The 20,433-nt window shown below is 70.9% G+C and carries 16 protein-coding genes and 2 tRNA genes; 10 read left to right on the plus strand and 8 right to left on the minus strand.

The annotated features are described in order from the left end of the window. Positions 1–53: 53 nt before the first annotated feature. Positions 54–3,506 carry a bifunctional proline dehydrogenase/L-glutamate gamma-semialdehyde dehydrogenase gene (locus ACMW4R_RS16090; RefSeq protein ID WP_418300402.1) on the plus strand — a complete coding sequence of 1,151 codons (3,453 nt, stop codon included), beginning with the start codon at positions 54–56 and terminating at the stop codon, positions 3,504–3,506. A gap of 49 nt (positions 3,507–3,555) precedes the next feature. Here the strand turns inward: ACMW4R_RS16090 and ACMW4R_RS16095 are convergent, their stop codons facing one another. Beyond that, a complete protein-coding gene (locus ACMW4R_RS16095) occupies positions 3,556–4,230 on the minus strand; it encodes a pyridoxamine 5'-phosphate oxidase family protein (RefSeq protein ID WP_418300403.1) in 675 nt (224 codons plus the stop codon). Between the two features lie 81 nt (positions 4,231–4,311). Here ACMW4R_RS16095 and ACMW4R_RS16100 point away from each other — a divergent pair, with 81 nt between their 5' ends. After that, complete coding sequence (locus tag ACMW4R_RS16100) at positions 4,312–5,757, plus strand: PLP-dependent aminotransferase family protein (RefSeq protein ID WP_418300404.1); 1,446 nt, start codon at positions 4,312–4,314, stop codon at positions 5,755–5,757. Positions 5,758–5,818: 61 nt separating this feature from the next. Here ACMW4R_RS16100 and ACMW4R_RS16105 read toward each other — a convergent pair whose 3' ends face one another. The 3 genes from ACMW4R_RS16105 to ACMW4R_RS16115 all read right to left on the minus strand — a co-directional run bounded on the left by ACMW4R_RS16105 (position 5,819) and on the right by ACMW4R_RS16115 (position 8,980). Continuing rightward, positions 5,819–6,457, minus strand: coding sequence for an HNH endonuclease (locus tag ACMW4R_RS16105; RefSeq protein ID WP_418300645.1), 639 nt, complete (start codon positions 6,455–6,457; stop codon positions 5,819–5,821). After that, the gene (locus tag ACMW4R_RS16110; protein ID WP_418300405.1) at positions 6,424–7,269 is read right to left on the minus strand and encodes a DUF222 domain-containing protein; all 846 of its coding nucleotides are present in this window, start codon (positions 7,267–7,269) and stop codon (positions 6,424–6,426) included. Before ACMW4R_RS16110 ends, ACMW4R_RS16105 begins: the two co-directional genes overlap by 34 nt. 130 nt (positions 7,270–7,399) lie before the next feature. After that, the gene (locus ACMW4R_RS16115; protein ID WP_418300406.1) at positions 7,400–8,980 is read right to left on the minus strand and encodes a phytoene desaturase family protein; all 1,581 of its coding nucleotides are present in this window, start codon (positions 8,978–8,980) and stop codon (positions 7,400–7,402) included. A 61-nt stretch (positions 8,981–9,041) separates the two neighbouring features. Between ACMW4R_RS16115 and ACMW4R_RS16120 the strand changes: the two genes are divergently transcribed. From ACMW4R_RS16120 to ACMW4R_RS16135, 4 genes are all read left to right on the plus strand, one after another. Beyond that, on the plus strand, positions 9,042–9,842 hold the full coding sequence (locus ACMW4R_RS16120) for an inositol monophosphatase family protein (RefSeq protein WP_418300407.1): 801 nt from the start codon (positions 9,042–9,044) through the stop codon (positions 9,840–9,842). A 213-nt stretch (positions 9,843–10,055) separates the two neighbouring features. Next, a complete protein-coding gene (locus tag ACMW4R_RS16125; RefSeq protein ID WP_418300408.1) occupies positions 10,056–11,570 on the plus strand; it encodes a peptidoglycan DD-metalloendopeptidase family protein in 1,515 nt (504 codons plus the stop codon). Positions 11,571–11,634: 64 nt separating this feature from the next. After that, positions 11,635–11,706: transfer RNA gene (locus ACMW4R_RS16130), tRNA-Thr, on the plus strand. Between the two features lie 33 nt (positions 11,707–11,739). After that, positions 11,740–11,813: transfer RNA gene (locus ACMW4R_RS16135), tRNA-Met, on the plus strand. A gap of 137 nt (positions 11,814–11,950) precedes the next feature. Here the strand turns inward: ACMW4R_RS16135 and ACMW4R_RS16140 are convergent. The 3 genes from ACMW4R_RS16140 to ACMW4R_RS16150 all read right to left on the minus strand — a co-directional run bounded on the left by ACMW4R_RS16140 (position 11,951) and on the right by ACMW4R_RS16150 (position 14,587). Continuing rightward, entirely contained in the window at positions 11,951–12,247 is a 297-nt protein-coding gene (locus ACMW4R_RS16140) for a hypothetical protein (protein WP_418300409.1), read from the minus strand. 185 nt (positions 12,248–12,432) lie between these two features. Beyond that, positions 12,433–13,083: a GntR family transcriptional regulator gene (locus tag ACMW4R_RS16145; protein WP_058613706.1), complete on the minus strand. Its 651-nt coding sequence runs from the start codon at positions 13,081–13,083 to the stop codon at positions 12,433–12,435. An 88-nt stretch (positions 13,084–13,171) separates the two neighbouring features. Continuing rightward, complete coding sequence (locus tag ACMW4R_RS16150; protein ID WP_418300410.1) at positions 13,172–14,587, minus strand: aspartate aminotransferase family protein; 1,416 nt, start codon at positions 14,585–14,587, stop codon at positions 13,172–13,174. A gap of 83 nt (positions 14,588–14,670) precedes the next feature. On the opposite strand from ACMW4R_RS16150, the gene ACMW4R_RS16155 reads away from it, so the two are divergent. From ACMW4R_RS16155 to ACMW4R_RS16170, 4 genes are all read left to right on the plus strand, one after another. Next, on the plus strand, positions 14,671–15,780 hold the full coding sequence (locus ACMW4R_RS16155) for a phosphotransferase (RefSeq protein ID WP_418300411.1): 1,110 nt from the start codon (positions 14,671–14,673) through the stop codon (positions 15,778–15,780). A gap of 14 nt (positions 15,781–15,794) precedes the next feature. Next, positions 15,795–16,562 carry an SDR family NAD(P)-dependent oxidoreductase gene (locus tag ACMW4R_RS16160; protein ID WP_418300412.1) on the plus strand — a complete coding sequence of 256 codons (768 nt, stop codon included), beginning with the start codon at positions 15,795–15,797 and terminating at the stop codon, positions 16,560–16,562. A 91-nt stretch (positions 16,563–16,653) separates the two neighbouring features. Continuing rightward, positions 16,654–19,515, plus strand: coding sequence for an aminotransferase (locus ACMW4R_RS16165; RefSeq protein WP_418300413.1), 2,862 nt, complete (start codon positions 16,654–16,656; stop codon positions 19,513–19,515). A 50-nt stretch (positions 19,516–19,565) separates the two neighbouring features. Further along, positions 19,566–20,171: a DUF1349 domain-containing protein gene (locus tag ACMW4R_RS16170; protein WP_418300414.1), complete on the plus strand. Its 606-nt coding sequence runs from the start codon at positions 19,566–19,568 to the stop codon at positions 20,169–20,171. Between the two features lie 21 nt (positions 20,172–20,192). Here ACMW4R_RS16170 and ACMW4R_RS16175 read toward each other — a convergent pair whose 3' ends face one another. Next, positions 20,193–20,378 carry a zf-TFIIB domain-containing protein gene (locus ACMW4R_RS16175; protein ID WP_418300415.1) on the minus strand — a complete coding sequence of 62 codons (186 nt, stop codon included), beginning with the start codon at positions 20,376–20,378 and terminating at the stop codon, positions 20,193–20,195. Positions 20,379–20,433 lie beyond the last annotated feature (55 nt).

Here is a 20,433-nt window from a genome sequence, read left to right on the forward strand (position 1 = left end):
TTTTCCCGATGAGATGCGGGCTGCACACTGAGGGCATCCGAGGAAGGATCGCCATGTCGCTCACCGACCAGCACGCCCCCGCCACTCCCGCCGCCCTCGTGTCTCCGCACGAGCTCGCCGACGAGGCGATCGCCCTCGTGCGCCGCTGGCTCGCCGAGAGTCGCGAAGAGCCCGTCGACGTCTCGGCCGAGCGCCTCGCCGGTGTGCTGCGCGATCCGCACGGCCTCGACTTCACGGTCGGTTTCGTCGACGGTGTCGTGCGCCCCGAGGACGTGCGGGTCGCCGCGCGCAACCTCGCCGCGCTGACCCCGCTCATCCCGGGGTTTCTCCCGCTGCACCTGAAGGCCGCGATCCGTCTCGGTGCTCTCGCTGCGCCGATCCTGCCGCAGGTCGTGGTTCCCGCCGCCCGCCTCGCGCTGCGGTCGATGGTGCGTCACCTCATCGTCGACGCGAGCGATCGCAAGCTCGGCGCGGCCATCACCGCGATCCGCGGCCGGGGCGACGGCATCCGTCTCAATGTGAACTTGCTCGGCGAGGCGATCCTCGGCAAGAAGGAGGCCGCGCGCCGGCTCGCGGGTACCCGCAAGCTCCTCGCTCGCGACGACGTCGACTACGTCTCGATCAAGGTCTCGTCGACCGTCGCCCCGCACACGCCGTGGGCGTTCGACGCCGCCGTCGCCGATGCCGTGTCGGCCCTGCGCCCGCTGTACCGCGTGGCGAAGCAGACCGGCACCTTCCTCAACCTCGACATGGAGGAGTTCAAAGACCTCGACCTCACCCTCGCGGTGTTCGAGACCCTGCTCGGCGAGCCGGAGTTCCACGGTGTCGAGGCCGGCATCGTGCTGCAGGCCTACCTGCCCGATGCCTTCGCCGCGATGATCCGCCTGCAGGAGTGGACCGCCGCGCGGGTGGCATCCGGGGGCGCGCCCATCAAGGTGCGCGTCGTCAAGGGTGCGAACCTGCCCATGGAGCGGGTCGATGCCGACGTGCACGACTGGCCGCTCGCGACCTGGCCGTCGAAGCAGGCGACCGACGCCTCTTACAAGGCGGTGCTCGACTACGCGCTCCGGCCGGAGCACACGAAGAACGTGCGGATCGGCGTCGCGGGACACAACCTGTTCGACGTCGCGCTGGCCTGGCTGCTGGCGGAGCGGCGGGGCGTCGCGGAGGGCATCGAGATCGAGATGCTCCTCGGCATGGCGAGCGCCCAACAGGCGGTGGTTCGTCGGACGGTGGGCTCGATCCTGCTGTACACGCCCGTCGTCCACCCGCAGGAGTTCGACGTCGCGATCGCGTACCTCATCCGACGGCTCGAGGAAGGTACGTCGAGCGAGAACTTCATGTCGGCGGTGTTCGACCTCGACACGCACCACGCGCTGTTCGCGCGTGAGCGTGATCGCTTCCTGGCATCCCTCGCCGAGATGCCCTCCGGTGTTCCCGCCTCGAACCGGGTGCAGGACCGAAGTGCGCCTGCGGTTCCCGCGCCGTCGCACGGGTTCCGCAACACCCCCGACTCGGACCCGGCGATCGAGGCGAACCGGCGGTGGGCCGCGGGAATCGTGGCGCGCATGCGGGACTCCGACCTCGGCCGCGCGACCATCGCCGCCCACACCGTGACCGACGAAGACGCCCTGAACACCCTGATCCAGGATGCCGCGGACGCCGCCGCCGCGTGGCGCGCGCTCGGTCCCGCGGGTCGCGCGGAGATCCTGCACCGCGCCGGCGATGCCCTCGAGGCGCGTCGCGCCGACCTCATCGAGGTCATGGGCGCCGAGTGCGGCAAGGTCATCGAGCAGAGCGACCCCGAGGTGTCGGAGGCGATCGACTTCGCGCACTACTACGCCGAGCAGGCGCGGGCGCTCGCGTCGGTCGACGGAGCGCGGTTCACCCCCGTCGGTGTCACCGTCGTGACCCCGCCGTGGAACTTCCCCGTCGCGATCCCCGCAGGCTCCACTCTCGCGGCGCTCGCCGCGGGCTCCGCCGTCGTCATCAAGCCCGCGGCACTCGCCGAGCGCTCCGGTGCCGTCATGGTCGAGGCGCTGTGGGAGGCGGGCGTTCCGCGCGAGGTGCTGAAGCTCGTGCAGGTGTCCGAGAACGATCTGGGCCGGCAACTGCTGACCCACCCCGCCGTGGAGCGCGTCGTGCTGACGGGCGCCTACGAGACGGCCGAGCTGTTCCGCTCCTTCCGCCCCGACCTGCCGCTGCTCGCCGAGACGAGCGGCAAGAACGCCGTGATCGTCACCCCGAGCGCCGACCTCGACCTCGCGGCGAAGGACATCGCGATGTCGGCGTTCGGGCATGCCGGACAGAAGTGCTCCGCGGCATCCCTCGTCGTCCTCGTCGGCTCCGTCGCCCGCTCGCGCCGCTTCCGCGACCAACTCGTCGACGCGGTGACCTCGCTCGAGGTCGGGATGCCGTGGGACGAGGCTTCGCGCGTCGGCCCCCTCATCGAGCCCGCACAGGGCAAGCTGCTCACCGCACTGACGACGCTCGAGCCCGGCCAGCGCTGGGTCGTCGAGCCGCGCCGCCTGGACGACGAGGGTCGGCTGTGGCGTCCCGGCATCCGCGAGGGCGTTCAGCCCGGCAGCGCCTTCCATCGGACGGAGTACTTCGGTCCCGTGCTCGGCATCATGACCGCCGAGACGCTCGACGAGGCGATCGAGATCGTCAACGCGATCGAGTACGGCCTCACCTCCGGTCTGCACGCGCTCGACGCCGCCGAGATCGACACGTGGCTCGCGCGCATCGAGGCGGGCAACGTCTACGTCAACCGCGGCACCACGGGAGCGATCGTGCAGCGCCAGCCCTTCGGCGGCTGGAAGAAGTCGGCGGTGGGTGCGGGAACCAAGGCCGGCGGACCGCACTACCTGTTCGGGTTCGGGTCGTGGGCGGATGCCGAGGGCGGGGCCGCCGCGGGTCCGGACGCACTCGCCGCCCCGGCGCTCGCCGCCGTGCCCGCCGCGGACCGCGCGTGGCTGGCATCCGCTCTCGCGAACGACGCCTCCGCGTGGGCGTCGGAGTTCTCGCTCGCCCGCGATGTGACGGGGCTCGAGTCGGAGCAGAACGTGCTGCGGCACGCGGCGGTGCCGGTGACCGTGCGGGTGGAGGAGGCGTCGGAGACGGCGCTGGTGCGGGTCGTCGCCGCGGGGATTCGCGCCGGTTCCCCCGTCGTCGTGAGCTCCGCGCGAGAGCTGTCGCCCGCGGTGCGCGCGTGGCTCGAGGGAGCGAGCGTCCGCTTCGCCGTCGAGGACGCCGCGGAGTGGGGACGTCGCGCCGCGCGTCTCGCGCGTTCGGGTGGCCGCGTGCGTCTGCTGGGCGGGTCGATCGCCGCGGTCGCGGAAGCCACCGGGGGCTCGCCCTCCGTGGCCGTGTACGCGGGCGAGGTCACCCGCGCCGGGCAGGTCGAGCTGCTGCCGTTCCTGCGGGAGCAGGCCGTGTCGATCACGGCGCACCGCTTCGGAACGCCGCGGCGGTACGCGGTGCCGTCGCTGGTGCCTGCTGGCTGACTTCTCGCGCGCCGTCGGGCATTGCCGCGGGGCCGGAACCCGCCGCGGCTCAGGCCGTGCCCGAGGCCGTCACCCGCGCGGCTGCCCGTTGAACCGAGGGCGGAACCGGCGTCCCCTCCCGCGTCTGAGGGGACGTGACCGGTTCGCCCACGCTCATCCGTAGCGGCAGGGTTCCGGCCCAGACCGCGCGGTCCTCGCCGTCGTCGTCCTCCTCGACCATCGATCCGGCGTTGTCCTTCACGCTGGCCGTGGCGAGCGGAATACGCAGCACCAACGTCGCGGCCAGCTCCCGCGTCGTCATCGGCCGCACCTCGAGGCCGCGCCCCGGCATGAGGTGCTCAGACAGCGTCAGGAGCGCCGCCTCCTTCTCGTCGGCGGGGACCACGGATGCCACCCCGTGCACGACCGCGCACCGGTATCGCATCGAGCTGTCGAAGAGGGAGCGCGCGTACTTCAGACCCAGGAGGTGCGTCACCGTCACGCACACCGGCGCGCCCGCGGCGATCCGGCGGAAGAAGTCGCTCCCGGTCGATCCGTGGATGAGGAGGTCGTCTCCGTCGCGGCCGATGCCTATGGGGAGCGCCACGGGGCGATCGTCGCGCACGATCGCGATGGTGCCGGAGAGGGCACCGTCGATCACGTCGTACAGGGCCGCGCGGTCGGTGACCTGGTGGTGGGCTTCGCGGCGGATGCGGGTCTGAGCGGTGAGAGGGAGGTCGATCATCCTCCGATTCCATCGGGTCGACTGGTCTAGGACATAGGCCAGTTCACACCGTTTCTGATGGACCAGTGACACACTGTCCCGGTGATCTCCCTCGGCATCCTGGATCGACGCTCCATCGTGCCCCTGCACGAGCAAATCGCGCACGGCGTGCGAGCCGCCGTTCTCGAGGGGCGCGTGAGAGGGGGAGAGCCCGTGCCCTCGACGCGTGCCCTCGCCGCCGATCTAGGGGTCGCACGGGGAACCGTCGTGGCGGCGTACGAGATCCTCGCGGGCGAGGGCTACCTCCTCGCTATTCCGGGAGGAGGGACGGTCGTCGCCGATGTCGTCCCCCGTTCCGCCGAGCGACCCGCGTCGACGGTGGCCCCCGCGGCCGTGTCGCATGACGACGTCGATCTCAGTCCCGGTCGTCCCCGCACCGAGGGGCTCTCCGACGCAGCCTGGCGTTCGGCCTGGCGGCGGGCCGCAGCCCTCGATCCGGCGTCGGATGTCGACGACGTTCAGGGCCTTCGCGCGCTGAGGACCGAGATCGCGCGACACCTCGGGCGCACCCGCGGTCTCGGGGTCGCGGTGGACGACGTCATCGTCACCGCCGGCACGAGCGATGCGATGCTGCTGACCCTGCTCGCGCTCGGATCCGAGCGCGGTCGGGGGCGACTCCGCGTGGGCATCGAGGACCCGGGCTACCCTCGCGTGCGCATGGTCCTTCGGCGTCTCGGTATCGACTCCGTGCCGATCCCCGTGCGCGTGGGATCGGGGCTGGCTCTCGACGCCCTCGCTCAGCACCGCGATCTCGACGCGCTGATCGTGACGCCGAATCACCACTACCCGCTGGGCAGCCGACTGGATGCCGAACAGCGGGCGGTCCTTCTGGCCTGGGCCGCAGAGGAGAACGTGATCGTCGTCGAGGACGACTACGACAGTGAGTTCCCGCACGGGCGGGCACCCCTGCCGCCCTTGGCGCTCCTGGATCCGTCGCGCGTGGTGCTGATCGGCAGCATGTCGAAGGTCCTGGCGCCGGCGCTGCGGTGCGGGTGGGTCGTTGCCTCCGGGGCGGTGGGTGAGCGCATCCGCGCGACACGGGAGGACCTCGATCTCCCGGTCTCTCTCGTGCAGCAGCATGCGCTCGCGCTGTACCTCGCTGAGGGTGCGCTCGCCCGCCATACGGCCCGACGGCGGCGCGACTACCGGCATCGCCGACGGCTGCTGCTCGAGGCGTTCGCGAGCGTGCCGGGGGTCGAACTCGTGGCGACGGACGGTGGACTGCACGCCGTGGTCCTGCTCCCCGGACAGGGACTCGACACGGAGCGCGCGATCGTGGCCGGCATGGCTGAGAGCGGTGTGCGGGTCGAACCGCTGTCACGGTATGCGGCTGGCGTTGCGTCTGCGCCGCTTCCCGCGGGTTTCGTGTTCGGGTACGCCGAGCCGTCGACCGTCGTGTTGATGCAGGCGGTCGGCGCCATGATCGACGTCCTCCGGGCACATGTCGCGGGCGACGAAGGGGAAGAGGAAGGGATAGAGGCGCGCTGACGGCCTGGCAAGACTTCTCGCCTCGCTTCCGGATACGTCTGTTCGAGGTTGTCGCTTCCGGTTAGAACGGCGCGGCGTCCGGCGGGGTCGAGGTCCCTGTCGTGTGGCCCTCGCCCGCTCCGTCGGAATCCGGAAGGAACATGATCCGCGGCGGCGGAGTCTCGGTCACGCGCTGCCCGAGGGGACTGCGGAAGTGGAGCGTGCCGTCCGGCTCTTGAGTCACGCTCCACGCCGTCTCGGTCTTGAGGGTGTGATGCCGCACGCACAGGTGGCACAGGTTCGTCAGCGTGGTCGCGCCGCCGTGCTGTGCTTCGTGATTGTGATCGAGCTGGCACCGGGTCAGCGGTGCACGGCACCCCGGAGCGCGACAGTGCTGGTCGCGCGCAGCAAGGTAGCGGCGCTGGACGGCGGACGGGCTGTAACGGTCGACCTCGAGCACCGTGCCCGTGACGGGGTCGCACAGGACGCGATCCCACCCCGGAGCGTGGGCAGCGAGGTGCCGTGCCGACTCCGGGTCGATGGGACTTCGCCCGGCGACGGCCGCACCCGCGTCGGTGTGCCCGAGGAGCGTCAGCACGGGCACGGTGATCTGGATCTGAGCGCGAATCGCGCCGAGCCCGCCGGGACACGTCGCCTCGGTCGTCGGGTCGATCGTCGGAGCGGCCGTCAGGAGAAGGTCGGCGCAGAGATCGGCCCCGATCTGCGCGAGCGTCCGCTCGTCAGGGGAAGCCGAGGGGTGTCCGCCCGTGAAGGGGTCGCGCGATCGGCCGCTGTCGCGGTGTCACCGGGGAGCCCGCCCGTCGCGAGCTCGTCGGTTCCGCCGTCTCCAGCCACCGCTCTGCTCGACGCCCGGATCACCGCGGCCTGTCGGCGCAGACGGTCCCGGATGCCATAGGCCACGGTCGCGGGCAGGATGACGCTCAGCTCGGCCATGCCGTCCGCGAGGTCGCGAACGCTCACTCCCCGCGCTCGTGCTGCGCGGGCATGCCGAGTTGTCATCCCCTCCGGCTGAACACTCTCCGCGAGTTCGCGCGCGAAGGCCCGCACGCGCGCCGGGGAGTCTCGTTCCGCGCGGGAGAGAACGACCTCCTCCCACCCTCTTCGCGTCTCGTCGTCGTCGATGACGACCCCTGTCTCGAGCACCGCCTGAACGTGCCGGAGCGTGATGCGACCCGATTCGAGCGCATCGACCGTTGAGCTGAATTTCTCGGTCAGCGTGTACGCGTCGTCGAGCTCTCGCTGGACCGTCAGGTCGTGCGACTTCGTCGCCACCGCGATCTCGAGAGCCGCCGAACGGATCGGCATCTCGCGTCCTCGTGACGCGCGGGAGCCTGCCCGTGCGACCTCTGCGAGCGCGATCTGCATGACCTCTGCTCGCCGCCTGATCAGCGTGGCCTGCAGGCGCGCGACATCGGCGGTGACCGCGCGGATCTCGGCGACCAGCGCGCGGAGGCGGTCGCCGTCGTCGGGACTCGGCCCCATGGGAGAGGGGGGAGCGAGGAGATCGGTCATGGCTCCACGATAGAAACTATGTTCGAATCTCTCCATCGAACTCACCCCGCTGTCGCGGAATCTCACCCGAGTACGCGCGCGCCGTCGCCGTCGCACTCGAGGCCTCCGACCTCGAGCGCCCCCACCCTCCTCACCCCGCGAGAATCTCCAATGCCGCCATCGCCGCGTTCTGCCCGCCGATCCCGCTCACCGCGCCGCCGCGCTGCGCGCTCGACCCGCACAGCAGGACGCGCGAGTGTGCTGTCGCGACGCCCCATCGCCCGGCCGGGGTAGCGGCGGGAGCAGGCAGCCAGGGCCACGACAGTCCGCCGTGGAAGATGTTCCCGCCGACCATGTTGAGCGATTCCTCGAGATCCGCCGTGGTGCGCGCCTCGATGCACAGACGGCCGTCCGGTGCCCGCAGGATGCAGTCCCGCAGCGGTTCGTCGAGCACCGCGTCGAGGGACTGCTGCGCCGCCGCCAACAGGCGCGCGCCGGCAGCCACGGGGTCGGCGCCGTCGATGAGGCGGTGCGGCACGTGAAGGCCGAACAGCGTCAGTGTCTGCGCCCCGCTCGCGCGCAGCTCCTCGCCGAGGATCGACGGATCGGTGAGCGAGTGGCAGTAAATCTCCAGCGGCAGCGGGTCGGGCAGCATCCCTCCCGTCGCCGCGACGAAGGCCGAGTCGAGCTGCGTCATGGTCTCGTTGACGTGGAAGGTGCCCGCGAACGCCGCCTCGGGCGAGACGGAGCGATCGCGCAGACGCGGAAGCCGCGACAGCAGCATGTTGACCTTCACCTGTGCCCCCTCCGGCTCGTCGACCGAGGTGGGTGTCCCGCCGGCGGTCAGGAGCCGCGCGAGCACTGCTTCTCCGACACCGCTGAGCACCAGTGAGCCGTAGAACACCTCGGGCCGGTCGGTCACGCCGTGCACTTCGCCGTCGGGCGAGACCGACACGACGTCGATCCCCGTGACGATGTCGGCTCCGGCCTCGCGCGCGACCCGCTCGAGCTCGGCCGTGACGGCGCCCATCCCGCCCACGGGGACGTCCCAGTCGCCGGTCTCGCCGCCGATGACGTGGTAGAGGAAGCAACGGTTCTGCGCCAGCGACGGATCGTCCGACGACGCGAAGGTCCCGATGAGCCCGTCGGTCAGCGCGATCCCGCGGACGAGGTCGCTCTCGAACGACGATCGCAGCAGGTCGCCGAGTGGTCGCGAGGTCAGGGCGGACCACAGCTCGTCGTCCCCCAGCCGTTCCCGGACCTCGTCCTCCGTTGGCAGCGGATCCGTCATCGTCGGGAAGACGGCGCGTGCGAGCGGCCTCAGTCGCTCTCCGAACGCCGCGTACCGCTCGGCCTCGCGGGCGTCGCCGAACGTCCGGGTGAACGAGGCGGCGGTCGCCTCGGCATCCTGTGTGTCGATCAGGATGCCGCGCGACGGATCCGCCGGATCAGGCGTGTACGACGAGTATCGGCGGCGCCGCAGGTCGATCCGCAGGCCGAGGTCGTCGATGATCCTCTGCGGGAGCAGGCTCACCAGGTACGAATACCGCGACAGCCGTGCATCGACCCCCGCCCACGGTCGTTCCGACACGGCGGCGCCGCCCACGGCATCCGCTCGCTCGAGAACCACCACCGATCGCCCTGCCCGGGCGAGGTAGGCCGCGGCCACGAGGGCGTTGTGCCCTCCTCCCACGATGACGACGTCGTACCGGCGAGTTTCCGAAGCGGTCATGCCCCCACGCTAACGACGACGACGGATTCGACCGAGGGGGTGGCGCAGTAGCGTGGATGCCATGACCCTCGCCGCGGAACTGCTCGACATCGCCACCCGCATCGCCCGAGAGGCCGGTGACCTCGCACGTCGCCGCCGAGAAGAAGGAGTGACGGTCGCCGCGACCAAATCGGCCGCTGCCGACATCGTCACCGCCGCCGACCGCGAGGTCGAGGCGTTCGTGCGCGCCGAGCTGGAGCGCGTGCGTCCGGGGGACGGGTTCTTCGGCGAGGAGTCCGCGGCCACGGAGAGCGCCACCGGGGTCACGTGGGTCGTCGACCCGATCGACGGCACCGTCAACTACGCCTATGGCATCCCGGCGTGGGCGGTCAGCATCGCCGCCGTCGAGGGTCCCGCCGATCCGGCCGAGTGGGTCGCGCTCGCCGGTGCGGTCTGCAACCCCCTGACCGGCGAGATGTTCCGCGCCTCACGCGGCGGGGGCGCCTGGCTCGGTGACACGCGTCTCGCGGTGACGAACGATGTGGGGGAGGCGGGAGGTCTCGTCGCCACCGGTTTCGGATACGACCCCGCCACGCACGCGCCCACCCTCGCGCAACTCGGCCGCGTCATGCCCATCGCGCGCGACGTGCGACGCATCGGGGCCGCCTCGCTCGACCTCGCCTCGGTCGCCGCCGGACGAATGGATGCCTATTACGAGAAGGGCACCAATCCCTGGGATCACGCGGCGGGGGCGCTCCTCGTCGAGGAGGCGGGTGGGGTGCTCGGCGGTGCTCCCGGAGGCCGTCCGGGCAAGGGAATGGTCATCGCCGCGGGCCCCGCGTTCTTCCCGCGCCTCGAGGAGCTGCTCGACTACGACAGGTGAGATCGGGGCCGTACTCATGGCATTCACAGTCCCGCCGGGTTAGTCTGTTTACCCGATCGTTATTTTCGCGACCCGAACAAGCGGAAATGGCAAAAGCCCCGAAAGCCCGAAGCCGTCGCGCCTGCGACACGACACGAGAGCCATCGCGCGTTGCCGTCAGAAGCCCCAGAGACTGAGCCCGCCCGCACCCGGCGATCCAGTCGACCCACCGCCGTGCCCGCCTCGACCCCGCAGCTCACGCGGGCCGAGATGCGCCGCCGCACCGCTCCCGCCGTCCTGGATGAGTCGACTCCGGATGCCGCCACCCCCAGCGAACCCGCCCCGGTCGATGCCGAGGTGGCCGCCCAGTCGGCCATGGTCGAGCAGGTCGCCGCGGCCGTCGTCGAGACGGTCATCGCGGCGACGATCGAGCCCACGCTCCCTCCCCGCCGCCGGTCGACCCGTGCGGCCGAGGTGACCCCGGTTTCCGAGCAGCGCCCCGCCGAGGCCGGCGTCGAGGTCCTGGCATCCGATTCCTCCTCCGCCGACGCCGACGCTGATGCCCTGTCGGTGACCGTCGTCGACGAGCGTCAGTCCGACGAGGGCGACGTCGCGGTCATCCTGCAGAGCGCCGAGCCCGCGACCGCGACCACCCCGGTCGCGCTGCCGACCTCTCCCATCACTCTTCCCGCCACCCGGCGGACCCGTCGTCGGCCCTCGGTCGCCGCGAAGGCCGCGGACACGGTCGCGTCCGAGGCGCAGCCCCAGACCGTGAAGCCCGAGGCCGCGCAGGACGCTCCCACGGGTGCTTCTTTCGGTCCGGCCGCGGCCGCGCCCGCTGACAGCGACGTCGTCGACGAATTCGAGGCGGCCGCCCGCCTCTTCGCTTTCACGGGCGAGACCCCCGTGCAGTCGGCCCCCAAGGTCGCCGCTCCCACCCAGCCGGTCACTCAGGGACTCCCCGCCGCCGCGGCTCCCCGCACGCGCCGGAACGGCCGACGCATCGCGGCCGCGTCGTTCTCGGTCGGTGTGATGGGTCTCGTCGGCCTGATGACCGTCGGCATGACCATGCCCGTGAGCGCGTTGGCTTCGGCCAGCGGCACGTCGAGCGTCACGGCGCCCGAGACCACCCAGCCCGCGACCGTCACGCTCGCGGCCGGTGACACGTCGGGCGGAGACGTCGGCGACAGCCAGGCCATCCAGGCGTACGTTGCCCCCGCCGAGTCGCAGGCCGCCGTCGTCGACCGCGCCGACGACGGCTACCAGGCGTCGACCTACGCGCAGATGGCCATCGACTCGGGCATCAAGTACCCGTCGAACTTCTACGTCAACAACCCGAACTCGCCCATCCAGTGGCCCTTCGCGGTCGGCGTGTCCATCTCCTACGGCTTCGGCATGCGCGATGGCGGCTTCCACGAGGGTGCCGACTTCGTGCCCGGCGAGGGTGCACCCGTGCAGGCGATCGCCGACGGAACCGTCCGCATCGCGACCGAGCAGGGCGGGGCCTTCGGCGTCACCGTGCTGATCGACCACGAGATCGACGGCCAGCTCGTCTCGAGCCGCTACGGACACATGCAGTACGGCTCGCTGCAGGTCACCCCGGGCGAGCACGTGCACGTCGGACAGTTCCTCGGACGCACCGGTAACACCGGCCGCTCGTTCGGTGCCCACACGCACGTCGAGATCCTTCAGAACGGCACCACGCCGATCGACCCGATCGCGTGGCTGCGGCAGCACGCGGGAGGCTGACCGATTGGGGGATCGGGCCTCGGCTCTGATATCCTCTTCTAGTTGCCCGGAGAGATCCGGGTACGCCCCGATAGCTCAGTGGCAGAGCACTTCCATGGTAAGGAAGGGGTCGTCAGTTCAATCCTGACTCGGGGCTCAAGGCATCACTTTCGAACACCGGATGCCGTGCGGCGGGGTAGCTCAGTTGGTGAGAGCGCACGACTCATAATCGTGAGGTCGCGGGTTCAAGCCCCGCTCCCGCTACAGAATCCTCGATCAGCCCCGGTTCACGCCGGGGCTTCTTCGTTCGCGGGGCGGGGAAGCCGGTTTCCCGCACGCAGGCCGTGACACTCAGCAGGCGGACTGCACAGTGAGTGCGGCGAGAAGGGCCAGTGAGGCGATCACCGCTGCCCATGTCGACCAAGCGATGAGTGTCCGGCGCAACCTCTCTGTGCGCCGAATGCGATGAGGTTCGAGACCACCAGAGCCACCGATGGAGCGAAGCTGACGAAGATGTCGGGTATCGCCGCGGGGACGCGGTCCGGGTGCTCGGAGAGGCCGAACGACGTCGCGGAGATCATGATCATCGCGTACAACCCGAGCACGGCGAGTGACGGCAGAAGGGCAAGCCACGAAAGCCAGAGGGCGCCGGTCATCCTCGCGACCAGGGCCGGCACGGCTCCGGCGCCCACCGCCATGAACAAGATCCCCCCAGGTGAGGACGACGGTTGCCAGGAGAATCCGCGGTGCGCACGGAGTCACCTCTCGCCACAACTCCACGCCGGACCATCAGACGAGCGGTGCCGCCACGATCGCCCACGATCCCGCGAGCACGTTCCGGAGGACCTCGCGAACCGATCTGCTCCGCGCGCCCTCGGCGTGTTCAGTCATCGCCCGCCGTGATCCCGCTCAGCACGCGCTGGTTCACGCGGATGTGCTCGAGGACGGCCTCTTCCGCGGCATCCGCGTCTCGTTGCACGATGGCGTCGGCGATGACGACGTGTTCGCGCAGCGCGTCCTCCTCTCCCCATCCGGCGAACACCTCGCGGCGCTGCAGCAGGCGGATCGCGAAGGTCATCTCGCTGCGGATCGAGGCGAAGAAGCGGTCGAGGCGGGGGCTCTGCGCGAGCGCGATCACGGACGCGTGGAAGTGCACGTCCGCGCGCGCGTGGCGGGCGGAGTTCTGCCCCTCGGCGGCGGCGCGGCGCAGGTCGGCCAGCGCGACGATCACGGCGTCGAGCGCGGAATCGGGTGCCGTGGCGCACGCGCGCGCCCCTGTTCCCTCCAGCACGGCGCGGGCCCGGTAGAGGTCGGTGACGTCATCCGTCGTGAAGGAGCGTACGCGCGCACCCCGGTGCTTCTCGTGCGTGACCACGCCCTCGTTCGCGAGCATGAGGAGTGCCTCGCGGACCGACCGGCGCGAGGCGCCGAAGCGCTCGGCGATCGCGATCTCGCGCATCGGCTCGCCCTGATCGAGGCGGAGATCGAAGATTTCGTCGCGCAGGTGATCGGCGATCAGTGAGGGTGCCACCATCATCGCCTCCTGGCCGTGACGGGTGAGTGCCGTGAGCAGCCTGGTCCGGCGGCCGCGGCGTCGTCAGTGTATCGCCGGTCCGCGTGCCTCATCGGTGGAGCCGGTTCCCCGCGCGGCTCACCGGACCGCCCGCGCTGCCTCCGGCCGAACCGTCGGTGTCGCGAGCAGCGGAGCCCGCGCCCCGCGTCTCGGCGAGAACCTCATCGAGCGCCGTGAGCAGTCGGTCGGCGTGTTCGCGAGTGAACACGAGGGGCGGGCGGATCTTCACGACGTTCTCGTATCGCCCGGACGCGCTCACCAGGACGCGCTTGTCTCGGAGGCCGTTGACGACTCGGCCCGCCAGAGTCGCGTCGGGGGCATGTTCATCCGTGCCGTCGGGCTGAACGACCTCGACCGCGAGGAAGAGGCCCTCCCCGCGCACCTGTCCGAGGCGGGGGTCGCTGTCGGCGAGGGCGTGAAGCCCCTCTCGCAGCGCCGTCCCCACAGCGGCGGCGTTCGCCCGGAGCTCGCGTTCCTCGATCTCATCGAGGACGGCGGTCGCCGCCGCGATACTCACGGGCGTGCCCCCGAAGGTGTTGAAGTAGCGGACGTCGCGTCCGAACGTTTCCAGGTGGTCACGGCGCCCCACCACCGCCGAGATCGGCAGGCCGTTGCCCATCGGCTTTCCGAGGACGACGAGATCGGGTTCCACGCCGTGTCGCGAGAAGCCCCACCACGGTGCCCCCAGGCGCCCGAATCCCGACTGCACCTCGTCGGCGATGTACAGACCGCCGTGGCCCCGCGCGACCTCGACGGCGGGGCCCAACACGCCCTCCGGGTGCGTGACCAGCCCGTCACTGGAAAGCACGGAGTCCATGATCAGTGCGGAGAAGGTCACGCCTCGGCGCTCGAGTTGCCGGATCGCGTCCCCGACACGTTGGGCGAAGAGGGCGGCCGTGACCCCGTCTTCGACGGGGTCACGTAGCGGGTCGGGCGCGGCAACGGTCACGACGTGCGGGGGAAGCGCGTTGTTCGGCCCCAGGCTGGGCGAGACGGCGGCGCTTGCCCGGGTCGTGCCGTGGTAGGCGTTCGTCGTGATCACGATGCCCGACGCGCGCGTCACGTGCGCCGCGATCCGGAGGGCGAGATCGACGGCCTCGCTGCCGGTGCAGGCGTAGACGACCTGCTCCAGGTGCTCGGGGAAGAGCGAGATCAGTCGTTCGCTGTAGTCGACGATCTCGTCGGTCAGGTAGCGGGTGTGGGTGTTCACTCGTCCGAGTTGCTCGGCGACGGCGGCTCGCACGCGCGCGTTGGCGTGGCCGACCACCGGCACGTTGTTGTAAGCATCGAGGTAGTCGAGGCCGTCCGGATCGAAGAGCAGTGCGCCTTCTCCGCGCCTGACCTCGACGGGACGTTCGTAGAACAGCCGGTAGGGCGCACCGAGGACCCGCCGGCGCCGCTCGATCAGCGCCGAGGCTCTGGGCCCGAGGTTCGTCCCCGCGGCGGGGTCGAAGCTGTTCACCATGTGCATCCGCTCCGCGGAACCCATCTTCCCTCCATTTGGTCACCAACTCGAATATTGGTGACCAATATGGGTACTCTAGCCTCATGCATTTCACGGGCGACACGGTCCCGGCATCCGCTCGGCCCTCGCTCGACGGTGCCGGGGATGTGCGCGTGCCCACCGAGGTGGTCGCCGAGAGCCTTCGGCGCCGATTCGGCGTCCGGGCCACGAGCCTGCAGGCCCTCGGTGCCGAGAGCGCCGCGGTGTTCCGGGCTGAGGTCGAGGGTGGTCGAGCGTTCGCGGTCAAGGTCTTCGGGGCGGATGCGCCCGCCCACAGCGCCGTCCGATGGCATCACGAGGTCGTGGATCGGCTCGCGCACGCGGGGCTCCCAGTCGCTCGTCCTCTTCGCGACGTCGAGGGGGAGCTGACGGTCACCACGAATCACGGGTCCCGAGCCATGCTGGTCCAGGTCTCGGATTGGCTGACGGGAACACCCGTGGAGCGTGCGGGCGCGACCGAAGGGCTGCTGCGCGAGATCGGCCGCGTGGCGGCGCGCCTTCACCGTCGCCTGGGGCTCGAGAGCGCACCGAGCGACCTGCCCGAGCATTCGTGGGAGATCACGCGATCGACAGAGACGATCGATCGGGCTGTCGCGCGCACCGTCGTCCTCCGCGAGCAGGGGCGGCTTCGCCTCAGCGATGAGGACGTCTCGCGACTCGAGCGCGCCGCCCTCGCGGTGGGCGCTCTCCTCGAGGCGGAGCTGAAGCCGAGGCTGGATCGCCTTCCCCGGGCCCTCGTCCATCACGATCTGCACGGCGCCAACGTCCTGGTCGGACCCGAGTCCGCGCCGACCTCGGTCACGGGCATCATCGACTTCGGTGACATGCTGCCGAGCCTGCGCATCTCGGAGCCGGTGATCGCCGGTGCCTACGCCGCACGGCACCGCCCGGATCCTGTCGCCGCCCTCGAAGCAGTTCTGAACGGATGGGCGGAGACGGTTTCGGTCACCCCCGACGAAGCCGCGGTCGTCCTTCCCCTCGCGGCCGCGCGCCTGGTCACCAACGCGGCGGTGTGGACGTCGCGTCTGGGAACGGCGCGGGGCGAGTACGCCGCGTCGCGCCGCCGCGGTTCGCTGGAGACCGCGGAAGCACTGCTCCACGCCGCGCGACACACGATCAACAGTGGACGGATCCTCGGAGCCGCACGACCATGAGAGAGCGAGAGAAGATGAGCACGCTGAACCAGGTGGCGATCATCACGGGTGCGGGCAGCGCCGAGGGGATCGGCGCCGCCGTCGCCACGATGCTCGGCCGCACCGGGATGAAGGTGGTGGTCACCTCGACGACCGACCGCATCCACGAACGGGCGGCCGACCTCCGGCGCGCGGGGATCGACGCGCACGGCGTGGTGGCCGACCTCACGGAGCAGGGCGGCGTCGACACGGTCGTCACCGCGGCGCACGAGGCGTTCGGCACCCCGACGGTGCTCGTCAACAACGCGGGCCTGACGTCGGTGTCGAAGGCCGATGCGCCGGCGGCGATCGACGACATCACCACCGAGCAGTGGCTCCTCTCGCTCGATCGCAACCTCACGACCGCCCTGCGGATGACGCGCGCCGTCGTGCCGGCGATGCGGGCGGCCGGATACGGGCGCATCGTCAACGTCGCTTCCCTCTCCGGCCCGGTGATGGCCTACCGGGGCGATGTCGCCTACCACGCTGCCAAAGCAGGAATGGTCGGTCTCACGCGGGGCTCGGCCATCGACGTCGCGGCCTCGGGCATCACGGTCAACGCCGTCGCCCCGGGCTGGATCGCGACCTCGTCGTCGAGCGAGCACGAGCTTTCGATGGGCCGGGCGACGCCGGTCGGTCGATCCGGTACGCCGGAAGAGGTCGCGGCCGCCGTCTGCTTCCTCGCAGGCGTAGACGCCTCCTACATCACGGGCCAGGTCCTCGTCGTCGACGGTGCCAACTCCATCGACGAGGAGCGGGGATGACCCCGCGCATCGACGGCGAGCCCTCTTCCTCCCCGCTCGTCCCCGCACCCCTCACCCCGGGAACCCGGGAACTCACACCCAAGGAACCGCGATGACCGACGTCTTCGACTACTTCACCCAGGTCGACCTGCCGACCCCGACGCTCTCGGACGGCGAGGTGCAGCGTCTCTTCGCCGAGACCTTCGGCGTCGAGATCGACGTGCACGCCCTCGGCAGCCAGCAGGATCAGAACTTCCGCGTCTTCCCGCGCGGCTCCACCGAACCCCTGGGTGTGCTCAAGCTCAGCAACCCGGTGTTCAGCGAGGCCGAGATCGACATGCAGGATGCCGCGACTGCGACGGTCGCCGAGCGGAGCCCCTCCGTCCGCGTCCCGCGCATCGTCGAGGGACCGCGGGGCGCGATGTCCACGTGGTGGGAATCGTCGCAGGGACGCATCCACGCCCGCGTGATCGAGAACATCTCCGGTCATACCCTCATGGGATCCGCCTACCTGTCTCCCGCCGTCGTCGAGGCTCTCGGCGACCTGTCGGGAAAGGTCAGTCTGGCGCTCGCGGACTTCACCCACCCGGCGTCCGGTCGGGTCCTCCAGTGGGATCCCCAGCACGCCACGCGCGTGATCGACACCCTGCTCCCGCTCGAGCCGGATATCGAGATGCGCGAGATCGTCCGCCGTGCCACCGACGCCGCTCGAGCTGCCCTCGCCCCGGTCGAGGCGAAGCTTCCCCGCCAGGCAGGACACTTCGACGTCACCGACGACAACGTGCTGTGCGCCCCCGGCGCCGCGGTGCCCGACGCGGTCATCGACTTCGGCGACGCCTGCGTATCGTGGCGCGTCGGTGAGATCGCGGTGACCGTGTCGTCGATCCTCCACCACGACGGTGCATCCCCCGAGAGCGCGCTCGCCGCCGTCCGCGCCTTCGACCGCCACCGCCGTCTCACCGACGACGAGATCACCGCTCTGTGGCCCCTCGTCATCCTGCGCGGAGCCGTGCTCGTGCTCAGCGGCCGCGCTCAGGTGCGCGTCGACGAGCAGAACACGTACGCCACGGTCGCTCTCGACCGCGAGTTCCGCATCCTCCAGCAGTCGGCCTCGGTGCCGATCCCCGTCCTGACCGCCGCGACGCGCGCCGCGCTGGGCCGCCCCGGTGCCCCCGAACGCGCGTGGCCGGGTGTCGGCATCCTGTCTCCCGCCCGTCATGTCGAGATCGACGCCTCGACGGAGTCGCCGCTGAACGATGCAGGGGCCTGGCTCGACGCCGCGACCCTCGACACCGCCGCGCGAGCCGCCCTCGACGACGGCGCCGACATGGTCACGGTGCCCGCGTGGAAGGCGCGGCTCACCGGAACGACCGAACCCCTGCCCTCCGCGATCGAGACGATCCCCACCGACGTCCTGGTGTGGCTCGCGGCGCCTGTGCGGCTCGACGGTGCCGTCGTCCTCGACGACGGGTCGCTCACCTTGACCTCGGATGCCGAGACCCTGACGATCCTCGGTACGGGTGAGGGTGCGGCATCCGGGATCCTGCCCGCGCGCACGCGCCTGTCGATGCGCCGCTCGGCTGCCGGAACGCCACCGCCGCCGGCCCGCGTCTCGCCTGGTTTCGCCGCCGCGTGGCGGGAAGTCGCGGGCGATCCCGGGGCCGCGATCGGCGCGCTCTCGACGGTGCCGACCGCCGACGACGTGCTCGCGCGCCGCCACGACGTGCTGGCCGAGGTGCAGGAGCACTACTACACGCTCCCGCCCCGGATCGAGAGAGGGTGGCGCGAGTACCTGATCGACGTGGACGGGCGCGTGTACCTCGACATGGTGAACAACGTCGCCTCCGTCGGGCACGCGCACCCGCACGTCGTGGCGGCGGGCTCGCGTCAGATGCACCTGCTGAACACCAACTCGCGCTTCCATTACCGCGCCATCACCGACTACGCCGACCGCATCGCCGCGACACTGCCAGAGGGCTTCGACACGGTGTTCTTCGTCAACTCCGGCTCCGAGGCCACCGACCTCGCGATCCGCCTGGCGATGGCCGCGACCGGTCGGCCCGACATGGTCGCGATGCGGGAGGCCTACCACGGGTGGACCTACGCCAGCGACGCCGTGTCGACCTCGATCGCCGACAACCCCAACGCCCTGTCCACGCGCCCCGACTGGGTGCACACCGTGGACGCCGCCAACTCCTACCGCGGGAAGCACCGGGGAGCGGATGCCGCGCGCTACGCGCCCGAAGCCGTCGCGGCGATCGATGAGCTCGCGGCATCCGGTCGCCCGCCGGCCGGCTTCATCGCCGAGACGTACTTCGGGAACGCGGGCGGAGTGGCGCTGCCCGACGGCTACCTGCGCGACGTGTATGCGGCGATCCGTCGACACGGCGGCCTGGCGATCGCCGACGAGGTGCAGGTCGGTTACGGCCGGCTCGGTGAGTGGTTCTGGGGCTTCGAGCAGCAGGGGGCGGTGCCCGACATCGTCGCCGTCGCGAAGTCGATCGGCGGCGGCCAGCCCGTCGGCGCCGTCATCACGCGTCGAGAGATCGCCGACCGCTACCGCTCGGGAGGGTACTTCTTCTCGTCGACCGGAGGCTCACCCGTCTCGGCGGTCATCGGCACGGCGGTGCTCGATGTCGTCCAGCGGGAGGGCCTGCAGGAAAACGCCCGCGCGGTGGGTTCGCACCTCAAGGAGCGCCTCGAACGGCTCGCCGCGAAGCACCCCCTCATCGGCGCCGTCCACGGCTCCGGCCTCTACCTCGGCCTGGAGTTCGTCCGGGATCGCGAAACGCTCGAGCCCGCCACGGCCGAGACCGCGGCGATCTGCGACCGGCTGCTCGAGCTCGGCGTCATCATGCAGCCCACCGGCGACCACCAGAACGTCCTCAAGATCAAGCCGCCGCTCGTGGTCACGCGCGCTTCGGTCGACGTCTTCGCCGACGCCCTCGACCGTGTGCTCAGCACCGGTTGGTGAGCACCCCTCGCCACGCTCGATGACTCGTCCGATACAGAAAGGCTGATGCCGTGCACCTTCCCACCCTCCCCTTCGCCCTCCACGCCTCCGAAGGATCGGCGTGGACGCCGACGGCATCCGGAATCGAAGGGACCGCCCCGGCCGGAACCGACCTCTTCGTCGACCCGAGCGGCGTCAGCGGCGTCGCGGCCGAGACGCTGCTGAACGCGCACACCCTGCTCGGCACGCCGCCGGCGGGGGACTTCACGCTGGCCGCGCGGGTGACGCCCGACTTCGGGGCGACGTTCGACGCAGGGGTCCTGCTCGCGTGGGTCGACGACACGACGTGGGCGAAGCTGTGCTTCGAGCGCTCCCCGGCCGGGGCGTCGATGGTCGTCTCGGTCGTGACGAAAGGGGTCTCGGACGACGCGAACGGGTTCGTCGTGCACTCGCGCGACGCGCGCCTCCGCATCGCGCGCGTCGGAAACCTCCTCGCGTTCCACGCCCACGACGGCGAGGGGTGGAGCTTCGTCCGGGCCTTCACGCTGCCGGGCGTCGCCGATGCCCTGACCGTCGGTTTCGAGGTGCAGAGCCCGACCGGAGAGGGATGCCGTGTCGCCTTCGACGAGATCGTGTTCGAACGTCGAACGGTCGCCGACCTGCGCAGCGGAGACTGACCGCGGAGGTTCCGCTCGCGCTCACCACCAGCCGGACGAAGCCTCGTCGTCTCTCTCCGAGGAGTCGGCGCCGTCCGCCCACGCCAGCCGGAACCCGCAGTCGCGGCACTCGTCCGCCTCGAGGCCCTCATCGATCAGGGGGTGCATCGTGATGCCGCACGATGGGCAGATGGGCTGGGCGTCGTCGCGGAGGTCGCCGTACGTCATGGTGGTCTCACAAGCTCGTGGTCACGCGTGGAGCCTCCATTCAACCCCGGCCACG

The organism is Microbacterium sp. S1037, from assembly GCF_048381605.1.
GTDB lineage: Bacteria > Actinomycetota > Actinomycetes > Actinomycetales > Microbacteriaceae > Microbacterium > Microbacterium testaceum_B.